Raw genomic sequence first — 12,959 nt, 5'->3', positions numbered from 1 at the left:
ATAATAAGTGGGCTTTTAATAACGGGCAGAGAAATAGTTAGGGGGTACGACTGTGACGAAGATATCTGAGAAAAAATCTCAAGGAATGTGCTTGGCTATGGCAGTGGTCATATGCATTCTTTTTACCGGTGCAGGACGAAGGTATGTGGTCTCGGAGGAAAGGTTTGACAAAGCTTTGAGTCCGGCTCTGCTCGCAGCGGTGAAGGAAATTCCATTAAAGGATTTGAGCTTTCAGGACTGGACGCTGAAAATGGATAGAGGTCTGAAAGAAAAGAACAGCAGAGACTTAAATCTCCTGATGGAATACAGGGGAGCGGCATACCGTTTGGCACTGACTGACAAGGAATAATCAAAGAATTCTTGACCAATAAATGTAAATGTGATATATTATAACGTAGTTAGCTATAGCTAACTACGTTATAATATATCATGCGCTTGGTGGGAGGTCTTTATGCCGTTATCGTTAGCAGAAATAGGTGTTCCATATATCATTGCCCGAATTGCAGGCGGGGAAAAGGAAAGACACTTTTTGGAAGGATTGGGACTTGTGCCGGATGCGGTTGTTGTGGTCGTGTCTAGGTTTAATTATTATATTCTGCTAAATGTAAAGGGCTCTCGAATTGGCATAGGAGAAGAATTTGGAAGAAAGATTATTTTAAAATAAAGGACTGAGTATGAGAAACAGATACACCGTTGTATTACCATATATCAACATAATAATTATAGCATTCATATGTATGGTTCAAATTTATATTTTATCGAAAGACTCTTTATCTTTCCATGCATTTATTCGAAAAGATAAGGTCTGCTATTATGGCCAAATTATCACCCTTTTTCTCGGGACCTCGGCGATGGCCGCAGCCTTTCTTAAAGAAAGCATGGATCATGCACAGAAGAGGAATGCTTATACGGATATCACGGGAATTATGAATAAACATGCTTGTGTGGAACAAATGAATAGCCTGGATTGCCGCGAGAGTACACTGGATATTGGGCTTGCTATGTTTGATCTGAACAATCTGAAAAAAGTCAATGATTTTTATGGGCACGAAGAGGGAGACAGACTTATTCAGGAGTTTGTTGTTTTACTTCGTCAAGCAGCCGAAAAGAAGTACTTTCTGGGCCGCTTCGGCGGAGATGAATTTATTGTGATCATACAGAGCTGTGAAGAGAAAGATATGTTGAAATTTTTCGAACGTCTCAGCAGAGAGACGGAAAAAAACAATAAAACCAGTATGATACGTATCAGCTATGCGTGTGGCTATGCAATCAGTACCAGAGAGCACTATTATTTAATGGACGAGCTTCTTAAAGAAGCAGATAAACGAATGTATGAAAATAAAAAAATGATTAAGTCCGGAGAGTTTATGGAAACAAAGCAAATCAGCAAAATACTGGACGCAAATCGAGTGAATGCCGCAGAAAAAAATGATTTGACCGGTACATTTGGTCATGATACCTTTGTTTCTACTGTCGAAAAGGTATTGCAGATCTACAATGGCAATTCGCATTTGGCTATTGTTTGCTCTGACGTTCATAATTTTCGTTACTTCAATGACTTGTACGGTCATAAGGAAGGGGACAATATTCTTCGCCAATTTGCGATTGAATTAAATCGGCAGCCATTTTGTTTATGCTCTTATCGGCTATATTCCGATAATTTTGCATTTTTGGCTGACTTTTCCCAGCTTTCAGAGGAAGAAGCTGTGAAGCTGATTCGCAGCTGGAATATGCGGTTTTCTTCCATGGTCGATAACACTTATCGGGGAAGCCGTTTTATCATAAAAAGCGGAATTTATTTTATTTCCGATTTGCATGAATCGGTGGAATCCATGTTGAACAATGCAGATTGTGCACGTAAAAATTCAAAATCGGCTTTTAATAATATGGTTGTTTATTCTGAGGAGCTGAATCAAGAGATGAAGCTGCACAGCGACATTGTCAATTCCTTTCAAAGGGCATTGGAAAATCAGGAATTTCAGATTTATGTCCAGCCTAAAATATCCTGCTGTAATAAACAAATTTGCGGAGCGGAGGCACTTGTCCGCTGGCAGAGGAGAGACGGGCTGTTTCTCTCCCCAGATACATTTGTGCCCATATTGGAACAATCAGGTGATGTCATCGGCATGGATTTCTACGTTTATGAGAAAGTGTTTGAATATCTCTATAACCGGCAACTAAATAAAAAAGCAGTTCTGCCAATTTCCATAAATGTGTCCCGGGTACATCTTCTGATGCAGGAGAATTTTATCGAACGGGTAAATCGTATACACGCTCGATATCCCATACCGACCTCTCTGGTTACCTTTGAGCTGACTGAAAGTGCATACATAAAAGAAATCTATTCTGCGGAGCGGTTCATTGACCGATTGCACGCGCAGGGATATCGAGTTTCTATGGATGATTTCGGCAGTGGATATTCTTCGTTAAAGGCACTTTACCCAATGAAGTTTGATGAAGTCAAGTTCGACCGGGCTTTTATGAAAAAAGATCCAGAGGAAGAGGAAGAGAACCTGCTGGTCGGTCTGATAAAGCTGGTGAAGGGTCTGCATACGACCATTGTTTGTGAAGGGGTTGAGACGGTAGAGAATGTTGATTTATTAGAAGCTTCAGGGTGTGATGTTTTTCAGGGATTCTATTATTACAGGCCGCTGCCGCTGGAAAGTCTAAACACCTTAGTTGATTGAATTAAGAACTAAAAAGGCCTCCCAGAGTCTTTTTTTTATGCAGAGAATGTGGTAAAATATATAAATTAAGGACAATTTAAAGAAGGAGAAAAAAATGGCATTTACACATCTTCATGTACATACGGAATACAGCCTGCTGGACGGAGCTGCGAGAATAAAAGATTTAATAGCAAGAGCAAAAGAACTCGGCATGGATTCCATAGCTATAACCGATCATGGGGTGATGTTTGGTGTTATTGATTTCTATAGAGAAGCTTTAAAGAACGGTATTAAACCAATTATTGGCTGTGAGGTCTATACGGCGGCGCGCACCATGCTGGATAAGGATGCGGACAAGGATAAATATCAAGGGCATCTGGTTCTTCTGGCTAAAAATCAGGAAGGGTATCAAAACCTTATAAAAATCGTTTCGGAGGGATTTACAAAGGGATACTACTACAAGCCCAGAATCGATAAAAATGTTCTTAGAAAGCACAATAAGGGCATTATAGCCTTATCTGCATGCCTGGCAGGAAATATTCAGAGGAAACTGCTTAATCGGGATTATAGCGGTGCGAAGGAAGAAGCCTTAGAGCTGTTAGATATTTTTGGAGAAGGAAATTTTTATTTGGAATTGCAGGATCAGGGCTTGGAAGAAGAGTATGCTATTCTGGACGATATGAAGAGAATTCATACTGAAACGGGGATTCCTTTGGTTGCCACCAATGATGTTCATTACGTAAGGCAGGAGGACGCGGTAGCTCATGATATTTTACTGTGCATACAGACAGCGACCAATGTGGATGATGAAAAGCGCATGCGTTTTCCCAACGATCAGTTTTATTTGAAGTCCGAACAGGAAATGCGGGTGATTTTTTCAGGAATTCCAGAAGCCATAGAAAACACGAAGATCATTGCGGACCAGTGCAATGTGGACTTTACCTTCGGAGAGCTTCACCTGCCTGAGTTCAAGGCTCCTGATGGCAAAGACAATACCCTATATCTCCGGGAACTTTGTGAGGAAGGTTTAAAGGATCGATACGGAGAAGGAACTCCTGAAATTCGAGAACGGTTTGAATATGAGCTCTCCGTCATTATATCGATGGGCTATGTGGAATACTTCCTCATTGTCTGGGATTTTATAAACTATGCGAAGAAAAATAAGATCATGGTGGGACCGGGAAGAGGTTCGGCAGCTGGGAGTATTGTAGCCTATGCCCTTAAAATTACGGATATAGATCCCATCAAATATTCTCTGATTTTTGAACGTTTTTTAAATCCGGAAAGAGTCAGTATGCCGGATATCGATATTGATTTCTGCTATGAAAGAAGGCAGGAGGTCATCAATTACGTTATAGAAAAATATGGAGAAGATAAGGTCGCTCAGATTATAACCTTTGGAACCATGAAGGCAAAGGCCGCCGTCCGGGATGTGGGGCGGGCTTTAAATATGAGTTATGCGGAGACCGACGCCATAGCCAAAGCGATTCCTTTTGATTTAAAGATGACCATTGGTAAGGCGCTGGAACTGAATCCCGAATTAAAAGCCGCCTATGACCGGGACAAACGGGTGGCGCAGGTCATTGATATGGCAAAAGCCCTGGAAGGCATGCCGAGACATGCCTCCACCCATGCGGCGGGGGTGGTGATTTCCAAGAAGAGCATCGACGAGTATGTTCCGCTCTATTTGGCAGATAAAGGTATTTCCACGCAGTTTACCATGACTACAATTGAGGAATTGGGGCTGTTGAAAATGGACTTTTTAGGGCTTCGAACGCTGACGGTCATCCGGGATGCCCTTGAAATGATTGAAGCAAATCACGGGGTTCAAATTGATTTTTCCAGAATGGCGTATGATGATCCAAAGCCGTATGACATGATATCCGGCGGAAACACGCAAGGTGTGTTCCAGCTTGAAAGCGGCGGAATGACCCAGTTTATGAAAAACCTGAGACCCGATTGCTTTGAAGATATTGTAGCGGGTATTTCCCTGTACAGACCGGGACCTATGGCTTCCATTCCCAATTATATAGCCAACAAGAAAAATCCGGAAGAAATCCTATATCTTCATGAAAGTCTGGAGCCCATTCTGTCGGTAACCTATGGCTGTCTGGTATATCAGGAACAGGTCATGCAAATCGTGCGGGATCTGGCGGGCTATACCTACGGCAGAAGTGACCTTGTCCGCCGTGCCATGAGTAAAAAGAAGATGGATGTCATGCTTCAAGAAAAGGAATATTTTATTCATGGAAAAGAGGATGAACAGGGAAATATTGAAATCATGGGGTGCGTGAGAAATGGTATTCCTGAAAATATTGCCGAGGAAATATTTAATCAGATGGTCAGCTTTGCGGAATATGCCTTTAACAAATCTCATGCGGCGGCATATGCTGTTGTAGCGTATGAAACCGCCTATTTAAAGGCGTATTACCCCGTGGAATTTATGGCTGCCCTCATGACCAGTGTTATCGGTGATGGTGTTCAGATTGCAAAGTATATACGGAACTGCAATGAAATGGGCATTGAGGTGTTACCGCCCAGCGTGCTGGAAAGCAGTAAAAAATTCACGGTGGTGGACAGCAAGATCCGTTTTGGACTGTTAGGTGTAAAAAATGTCGGTGCCGGAGTGATTGATGAGATTATAAAGTCCCGGGAAGAGAAAGGGATGCCGAAAGACATTTTTCAATTTATTTCCAATGCAAACATTCATGAAATCAATAAAAAAGCCATTGAAAGCCTTATAAAGGCCGGAGCCTTCGACTGTTTGAACGAGAACCGAGCGCAGCATCTTGCCGTGTACGAGGGACTGCTGGAATCCGCACAGAACAATTCAAAGAAAAACATTGAAGGGCAGTTGTCCTTATTCCAGCTGAACAGTGATGAAATGGAGCTGAAATCCATTTCAGGAAAGCTTCCGGATGTGGCAAATTTTCAACAGTCTCTTTTAATTACCATGGAAAAAGAAATGCTGGGTGTCTATCTGACCGGACATCCCCTGAAGGATTATGAAGAGCAGATCGAAAAGCTCGTTACGATAACGGCTGAAGATCTGGCGCATGCGGATACCAATGATCAGATAACCGATGGCATGAAGGCTACTATTGCGGGGATTGTCAGCGGAAAGAAGATATTGGTCACCAAGAACAACAAACAAATGGCTTTTCTGGATATAGAAGATTTATATGGGGAAATAGAAGTGGTGGTATTTCCTAATGTGTATGAAAAATATCTGCAATTCATTAAAGAAGAAAGCATCCTTGCTATAAAAGGCACCATTAATTTTAAAGAGGATGAAGCCCCTAAGATACTGGCAGATAAAATTATCAATCTCGAAGCTTCCAATAATGCTGAACAGGAAGGTCTGGTAAAAATAAAGGTTCCCAAGGAGTTGGAGGAAGAAAAGTGCTTCAATATTATCAAGGAACTTATTTTGGCCAACAAGGGGACGAAGCCTGTCCTGATTTTTCTGGAGAAGTCCGGAAAAAAATTTAAAACCAATCGAGATTTATGGGTGAATCCAAGCGAAGCTTTTATCCGCGCGGCAGAAGTACTGGTGGGAAAAGACAATGTAAAGCCGTGATCTATTAAAAAATAGGAAACAAATAAATGGCTATACTATATAGAGTTGGAGGAGATTGTTATGAAGAAAATCGGTGTATTGACAAGCGGCGGAGACTCTCCGGGCATGAATGCAGCTATTCGAGCGGCAGTCAGAGGAGCTATTTACTTAGGGATGGACGTATATGGAATTGAAAAGGGATATGAGGGCTTGATTGACGGAGATATTAAGCAAATGAATATTTCCTCTGTTTCAGATATTCTTCACAAAGGCGGTACAATTTTAAGAACGGCGAGAAGTGAACGGTTTATGACCAGTGAGGGTCAAAAAAGAGCGATCCAGATGCTGGACAGCTTTGGGATAGATGGACTTGTCATCATTGGGGGAGATGGATCTTTAAAAGGCGGATTGGATCTGTCCAAGCAGGGCATTACGGTTATGGGGCTTCCGGGCACGATTGATAATGATTTAGGCTATACCGATTATACCATAGGCTTTGATACCTCCGTGAATACGGTACTTTCTGCTATCAGTAATATTCGCGATACCTCCTCTTCTCATGAACGGACTACCGTGATCGAGGTCATGGGCCGGCATTGCGGAGATATTGCTCTTTATGCAGGCCTTACAGGCGGAGCCGAGACGATTTTAATTCCTGAGGTGGGGGTAGACATTAATGCCATATGCCGGAAGATGGTTCAAGGCAGAAATAGAGGAAAGCTGCACAACATTATCATAAAAGCTGAAGGAATTGATCTGTCCACACAGGACTTGGCAGACACACTGACGGAAAGAACCGGGATGGAAACCAAAATAGTTGTTCTGGGATATATCCAAAGGGGCGGTTCCCCTACCGCCCGGGATAGAATGCTGGCAAGCCGTACGGCATATAAAGCGGTGGAGCTGCTTCAAGAAGGCAGTGAAAGCAGAGCTATTGGTATCAATGGTAGTGAAATCGTGCATTACGAATTGGAGGATGCATTGAAAATGAAACGGGATTACGATAAGCAGGTCATGGAGCTTGCAGACATATTATCCATTTAGGAGATGCTTTTATGACAGAAAAAACGATCATTCCTGAGCTTCCACCCAATATGGTCTTTCGGCCCAGATTGCAGAAAATCTTTGAGGAGCCTTTTAAAAAGAGAAGGATTCTATATATTTCCGCATACATGGGATGGGGAAAAACGACGGCTGTGGCAGAGTGGTTGATACAGTATAAGCATAAGGCTGTATGGTTTTGTTTGGAAGAAAGAAAAAAACAGAAGCAGGATATCTTCCACAGTTTACTGAACGAAATGAATGAAAAATCCGGGGAAAAGCTTATTGTAATCGATCATTATGACTTACTGGATAAAGAAGAACTGGGCTATATGAACCTGATGCTCATGAAGTCTACTCGCCGGTTCGTGATTATTTCAAGGGCGGAGCTGCCAGAATCTTTATCCATTTATGTGGGCTTGTCCGTGCATTTGATCGGCATAGATCAGCTGAAATTTACGGAGTCCGAAACTGTGGAATACTTTGAAACTTGGAACATATCTCTGAGCGATCAAGAAGTTTCTCAGCTGACTGTCAGGCAAAGGGGCTGTGCATTAAGCTATCGATATACGGCGTGCCTCATGCAGGCATCGGGCGAGACGTATACAAAAAATATCCGTTTAAAGGTATTGGAATGTCTGTACCGGTACCTTGACGCAGAGCTGTTGGACAAGTTGGATCAGACGGAGAGAGAGGTCCTTTTAAAAATAGGCTGCTTTGATAGTGTGACAGCAGATCAGGCGGATTTATTTTTAGGCTCCTCCGGTAATTTTAAAATTTTAGACGATTTTAGAAGAAGGGGATTCTTTTTAACTTTTTTCCTTCCGGATGTTTACGTGTTGGATCCCTTTTTTAAAGAATATCTGACATATGTGAGAAAGAAGAGTATACCCACCGAAGAAAGCAATGCAATTTACAAGCTGGCAGGAAGTTATTTTGAAAAAAACAACGATATCTCGCAGGCTCTTGAGTGCTATGGGAATGCTAAAGACTATGAGAGCATCATGAGAATTCTGATCCGGCTTTCAACCTCCGAATCGGGACAGGCGGATTTGTGGAAAAACAGAAAATACTATTACGACTTGCCGGAGGAAAGGGTCAAAGAAGAGCCGGCTCTGTGCTGCGGTATGGCAATGCTGGGAATCTTGAGCTTTCATTTGGAAGAAGCGGACGCATGGCGGGAATATTTGGAAGACCGGTTGAAGGGCTTGCCGGAAGGGGATAAAAAAACAGAAATCGGGAATAAATTGGCCTATTTGGCTATGGCTATGTCAGGCAGCGGCAGCACGAATGATCTTTTAAATATCTTCCTATATGGAGATGTGGGAATTGGAGCAGCTGATGTAGCGGCGGCGGAGTGCTGTTATCAGCAGGATAAAATTCAAGAGGCATTCGTGCAGATTGCAGGAGCCATCTCTTTGATCGAACAAAAGGGAAGCATTCTTATTTTGTTTGCGGCTATGACTGTACAGATGAGGATTATGATGCTGCTGGGTGAAACGGCCACAGCAAAATCCATATTGAACCGCATGGGAGATAAAATTAGAGAAGCAAATGCTGATTTTTTATATCCCCATTTGGAAGCGGTATGCGTCTTTGCAGCCCTGTATCAAAACGATTATGAACGGATTGACTACTGGCTGAAAAACGAAGCACCGGACGAAAATGCCGCCTTCTGCGCTCTGGATATATTCGGATATAATGTAAAATTAAGGGCGTATATTTTACAGGAGAAATACTATCCGGCCATAGGGCTGGCGGAAAAACTCAGGCCCATCTATACCGCTTTCCATAAAAATATAGATTTGGCTCAATTAGATATGCTGTTAGCTATTGTTTATCATAGACTGGGTCAAAAAGAAAAAGCAGAAGATTATCTTTGTCAAGCTCTTGAAAAGGGGGAGAAGTACGGGTACATTCGCCTTTTCGCAGATCAGGGAGAATCCTTATATAAAATGCTCAAAAATATGGGTGAACGATGCAGCATTTCAAAAAATTATTTAAAGCGGGTAAAAGAAGCGGCTAAAAAGGTAGCCGTAATGTATCCTTCTTATATGATTCTTCCAAGCAAACAAGACCGATTATCCGCTTCCGAAACAGAGGTGCTGAATTTGATCGCACAGGGAAAGGCAAATCCTGAAATTGCCGACTATCTGAGTATTTCTTTAAATACAGTCAAGTTCCATGTAAAAAACATATACAGTAAACTGGGAGTCAATAATCGGTTTCAGGCAGTACATACAGCTAAGCTGAAAGGGTTGATACCGTAAAGGGGTGAGTGGGAGGAGCCGCTCACTCCGTCATTTTTTCCTGTTTAATTTTGTGATCGATCACATGGCGTGAAGCCAGCTCCTTCTGAATATCTTCCGGAGAAATGCCCATTTCGACCATGAGTACCAAAAGGTGGTAAGTCAGATCGGCAATTTCATAGACGGTTTCCTTTTTATCATCAGCTTTTGCTGCAATAATTACCTCTGTAGCTTCTTCTCCCACCTTTTTTAATATTTTATCAATTCCCTTTTCAAAGAGGTAAGTCGTATAGGAACCTTCTTTTTTCTCTGATTTCCTGTTTTCAAGGAGTAGGAAAAGCTGCCTTAAATGGAAAGGGGACGTCTCCTGTTGGTTTATATATACGGCATCGTTAAAACAAGAATCCGTTCCCAAGTGACAGGCAGGTCCGTCTTTCTTGACATAGACAGCAAGAGCATCTCTGTCACAATCCGTTTCAATGCGCATAATGTGCTGAAAATTTTTGGAGGTTTCTCCTTTTACCCAGAGCTTGTTTCTGGAACGGCTCCAAAAACAAGTTAGACCTCTTTCTATAGATATTTCCAAGCTGGCTCGATTCATATAGGCTACCGTCAGTATTTTTTTCGTTTCTTCCTCTATTACAACGGCAGGAATTAAACCTTTTTCATCAAATTTCAATTCATTTATGTTTATCATGAAAATTCTCCTTTATTATAGCAGCTGTAACTGCCAAACCTGTACTTATTAGCGGACGATAATGCCATTTTTATGAAGCTCTGACTTCAAACCGCTGATGGTCACGTCGCCAAAATGAAAAACAGAAGCGGCAAGACCGGCATCAACTTGAGGCAGCATTTTAAAAAGCCGGACGAAATCTTTCGTACTGCCCGCACCACCGGAAGCAACCACGGGTACGGAAACCACGCGGCAGACAGCGCTCAGCAGCTCCAGGTCAAAGCCGTTTTTTACGCCGTCCGTATCGATACTGTTCACCACGACTTCTCCCGCCCCTAAGCGGACGCCTTCTTGAATCCATTCTATAGCGTCCATTCCGGCGCTTTTGCGTCCTCCCTCTGAAAAGATGGTAAACTTTCCATTCACCCGTTTCACATCCGCAGAAAGGACAACGCACTGGTTTCCGTATTTAAGAGAAGCCTGACGGATCAGCTGCGGATTTCTTATAGCCCCGGTATTGACACTTACCTTATCGGCGCCGCATTTTAAAACCCGGTCAAAATCCTCTATAGCACTGATGCCGCCGCCTACAGTCAGCGGAATAAAAATGCATGCTGCCACTTGACAAAGAACTTCTGTAAAGAGCTTCCGATTTTCTGAAGAGGCCGTTATGTCATAAAAGACCAGTTCATCAGCACCGTTGTCAGAATAGTATTTGGCCAGTTCTATCGGAGAGGATACATCTGCCAGTCCGGTAAAGTTCATCCCCTTGACGACCCGGCCGTTTCGTACGTCAAGACAGGGAATAATTCGTTTGGTAATCATTTTAACAGCTCCTTTCCTTTGGCTGCTTCTATGGCTTCGGGCAGGTAAAGAGCTTCGGTATATAAGGCCTTTCCCAGGATGGCTCCGTGAAGCTGCATATCGGAAAGCGCCCGGATATCTTCCAGGGTCGATACCCCTCCGGACGCGATAATATCTATGGAACAGATATGGGAAAGCTGCCGGTACAGTTCCCGATTGGTTCCTCTCATGGCGCCGTCTTTTGAGACATCTGTGCAGATGATCGTTTGAACGCCCATAGCCTGCATTTGGCGGCAGAAGTCCTCGCAGCTGTACGGGGAAAGCTCTGTCCAGCCTTTTATGGCTACTTTTCTGTCTTTGATGTCTACGCCTACAGCAATTTGTGCTCCGTAATTTTTTACGGCTTCCTTCAAAAATCCTTTTTCTGTGATAGCAGCCGTGCCGAGAATCACGCGGTCAACGCCCATAGAGAGGTACGTTTCCGCAGTTTTCATGCAGCGGATTCCACCGCCCAGCTGTATAAAAAGGTTCGTCTTTTCAACAATTTCTTTTATGGTATCCAGATTGGCGGGTACCCCATTTTTTGCACCTTCTAAATCTACCAGGTGAAGAAAGGAACTGCCTTGGGATTGAAATTTTAGAGCAGTATGAAGGGGATTTTTATCGTAAAGCGTCATTTTATCGTAATTGCCTTTGAATAAACGTACGGCGGTGCCCTCATATAAATCAATAGCGGGATATATATTCATGTTCAATCTCCAATCTCACAAAATGCTTTTAAAATATTCAGACCTGTTAGACCGCTTTTTTCCGGGTGGAATTGACAGCCGTACACCTGATGATACCCCACAGCAGCGGTCAGCTCGCTTCCATATTCGGTAGTAGCTGTTACGGTTTCCTTGCAGCCGACAGCGTGATAGGAATGGACGAAATATACACAATCCTGTTCCTTTATATACTTAAAAATGGGGCTTTTTTCTTTATCTTCGGGGAAATGCAGGGCATTCCAGCCAATATGAGGAATTTTTAAATGAGCAGGGACAGTTTCGGCAATGGGCTTTATTTGTCCCTCGATCAGCCCTAAGCCGGTATGACAGCCGTGCTCTTCACTGCTTTCAAAGAGAAGCTGCATACCCAGACATATTCCCAGTAAGGGCTTCCCTTTGCTTACTTCTTCCTTAATGAGGCCATCTAAAGCCCTTTCTCTTAGTTTTAAAGCTGCATCGCCAAAGGCACCCACACCGGGCAGCAGAATCCGGTCGGCTCTTCGGATGATGTCCTTTTCTCCGCTTATGACGGCTTGTTCCCCGATGGAGGCAAAAGCACTCTTTAAGGAAAAGAGGTTGCCCAGACCATAATCTATAATTACAATCATATCAATACTCCTTTGGTAGAAGGAATGTCGTCTTTATGTTCCTCATCGATTCGGACAGCCTGCGCCAGAACCCGTGCGAAAGCTTTAAAGCTTCCTTCTATAATATGGTGGGAATTCTTTCCTGAAAGCTGTTTTATATGCAGAGTCACGTTGGCTGCCCGCACAAAAGCAAGAAAAAATTCCTCGGTCAATTCCGTATCAAATGTTCCCACTTTCTCTGAGGGAATTTGAAGCTCGCAAGAGAGAAAGCTTCTTCCGGATAAATCCGCCGCACAGAGGAGGAGCGCCTCATCCATAGGAAGGAGGATGTGACCGTATCTGCGGATACCGCACTTGTTTCCGAGAGCTTTTGAAAAAGCGGTTCCGAGACAGATGCCGATATCCTCCACGGTGTGGTGATCATCAACATATGTGTCACCCGCGCATGCTATGGCGACGTCAAAGTTCCCATGATGGGCAAATAGGGTGAGCATGTGATCTAAAAAACCGCATCCGGTTGAAATCGTACTTTCCCCGGATCCGTCCAGATTAATGGTAAGCCGGATGTCGGTTTCCGTTGTTTTTCGGTTACATTCGCTGATTCTCATGG

Annotated in this window: 11 protein-coding genes; 6 read left to right on the top strand and 5 right to left on the bottom strand. The window is 43.1% G+C overall.

What is annotated here, in order from left to right; all coding sequences use genetic code 11:
- The first annotated feature begins 52 nt into the window (after positions 1–52).
- The 6 genes from EQM06_RS08430 (at position 53) to EQM06_RS08405 (ending at position 9,536) form a co-directional block, all read left to right on the top strand.
- A complete protein-coding gene (locus EQM06_RS08430; RefSeq protein ID WP_128745891.1) occupies positions 53–349 on the top strand; it encodes a hypothetical protein in 297 nt (98 codons plus the stop codon).
- Between the two features lie 102 nt (positions 350–451).
- On the top strand, positions 452–664 hold the full coding sequence (locus EQM06_RS08425; RefSeq protein WP_128745890.1) for a FeoA family protein: 213 nt from the start codon (positions 452–454) through the stop codon (positions 662–664).
- Positions 665–851: 187 nt separating this feature from the next.
- Positions 852–2,687 (top strand): bifunctional diguanylate cyclase/phosphodiesterase, encoded by a 1,836-nt coding sequence (locus EQM06_RS08420; RefSeq protein WP_205666535.1) that lies wholly within the window; start codon positions 852–854, stop codon positions 2,685–2,687.
- A gap of 94 nt (positions 2,688–2,781) precedes the next feature.
- Positions 2,782–6,246: a DNA polymerase III subunit alpha gene (locus tag EQM06_RS08415; RefSeq protein ID WP_128745888.1), complete on the top strand. Its 3,465-nt coding sequence runs from the start codon at positions 2,782–2,784 to the stop codon at positions 6,244–6,246.
- Between the two features lie 60 nt (positions 6,247–6,306).
- Entirely contained in the window at positions 6,307–7,269 is a 963-nt protein-coding gene (pfkA, locus tag EQM06_RS08410; RefSeq protein ID WP_128745887.1) for a 6-phosphofructokinase, read from the top strand.
- Between the two features lie 11 nt (positions 7,270–7,280).
- Positions 7,281–9,536 carry a LuxR C-terminal-related transcriptional regulator gene (locus tag EQM06_RS08405; protein ID WP_128745886.1) on the top strand — a complete coding sequence of 752 codons (2,256 nt, stop codon included), beginning with the start codon at positions 7,281–7,283 and terminating at the stop codon, positions 9,534–9,536.
- A gap of 22 nt (positions 9,537–9,558) precedes the next feature.
- On the opposite strand, the gene hisIE is transcribed toward EQM06_RS08405, so the two are convergent.
- Genes hisIE through hisB form a run of 5 tightly spaced genes read right to left on the bottom strand, consistent with a single transcriptional unit; the run spans position 9,559 to position 12,957 of the window.
- Complete coding sequence (gene hisIE / locus EQM06_RS08400) at positions 9,559–10,212, bottom strand: bifunctional phosphoribosyl-AMP cyclohydrolase/phosphoribosyl-ATP diphosphatase HisIE (protein ID WP_128745885.1); 654 nt, start codon at positions 10,210–10,212, stop codon at positions 9,559–9,561.
- A gap of 48 nt (positions 10,213–10,260) precedes the next feature.
- A complete protein-coding gene (gene hisF, locus EQM06_RS08395) occupies positions 10,261–11,016 on the bottom strand; it encodes an imidazole glycerol phosphate synthase subunit HisF (protein WP_128745884.1) in 756 nt (251 codons plus the stop codon).
- Positions 11,013–11,744: a 1-(5-phosphoribosyl)-5-[(5-phosphoribosylamino)methylideneamino]imidazole-4-carboxamide isomerase gene (gene hisA, locus EQM06_RS08390; RefSeq protein WP_128745883.1), complete on the bottom strand. Its 732-nt coding sequence runs from the start codon at positions 11,742–11,744 to the stop codon at positions 11,013–11,015. The genes hisF and hisA overlap by 4 nt, the downstream gene beginning before the upstream one ends.
- Positions 11,745–11,746: 2 nt before the next feature.
- Positions 11,747–12,370 (bottom strand): imidazole glycerol phosphate synthase subunit HisH, encoded by a 624-nt coding sequence (hisH, locus tag EQM06_RS08385; RefSeq protein WP_128745882.1) that lies wholly within the window; start codon positions 12,368–12,370, stop codon positions 11,747–11,749.
- On the bottom strand, positions 12,367–12,957 hold the full coding sequence (hisB, locus tag EQM06_RS08380; RefSeq protein ID WP_128745881.1) for an imidazoleglycerol-phosphate dehydratase HisB: 591 nt from the start codon (positions 12,955–12,957) through the stop codon (positions 12,367–12,369). The genes hisH and hisB overlap by 4 nt, the downstream gene beginning before the upstream one ends.
- Positions 12,958–12,959: the final 2 nt, after the last annotated feature.

This window comes from Aminipila luticellarii, assembly GCF_004103735.1.
GTDB lineage: Bacteria > Bacillota > Clostridia > Peptostreptococcales > Anaerovoracaceae > Aminipila > Aminipila luticellarii.
The sequence above is the reverse complement of the archived record's forward strand: the minus strand, read 5'-3'. Positions and strand labels throughout refer to the sequence as shown.

Coding starts and splice junctions, on each gene's coding strand:
- EQM06_RS08425 (WP_128745890.1), top strand. CDS start 452: ATGCCGTTATCGTTAGCAGAAATAGGTGTTCCATATATCATTGCCCGA.
- EQM06_RS08420 (WP_205666535.1), top strand. CDS start 852: ATGGCCGCAGCCTTTCTTAAAGAAAGCATGGATCATGCACAGAAGAGG.
- EQM06_RS08415 (WP_128745888.1), top strand. CDS start 2,782: ATGGCATTTACACATCTTCATGTACATACGGAATACAGCCTGCTGGAC.
- pfkA (WP_128745887.1), top strand. CDS start 6,307: ATGAAGAAAATCGGTGTATTGACAAGCGGCGGAGACTCTCCGGGCATG.
- EQM06_RS08405 (WP_128745886.1), top strand. CDS start 7,281: ATGACAGAAAAAACGATCATTCCTGAGCTTCCACCCAATATGGTCTTT.
- hisIE (WP_128745885.1), bottom strand. CDS start 10,212: ATGATAAACATAAATGAATTGAAATTTGATGAAAAAGGTTTAATTCCT.
- hisF (WP_128745884.1), bottom strand. CDS start 11,016: ATGATTACCAAACGAATTATTCCCTGTCTTGACGTACGAAACGGCCGG.
- hisA (WP_128745883.1), bottom strand. CDS start 11,744: ATGAATATATATCCCGCTATTGATTTATATGAGGGCACCGCCGTACGT.
- hisH (WP_128745882.1), bottom strand. CDS start 12,370: ATGATTGTAATTATAGATTATGGTCTGGGCAACCTCTTTTCCTTAAAG.
- hisB (WP_128745881.1), bottom strand. CDS start 12,957: ATGAGAATCAGCGAATGTAACCGAAAAACAACGGAAACCGACATCCGG.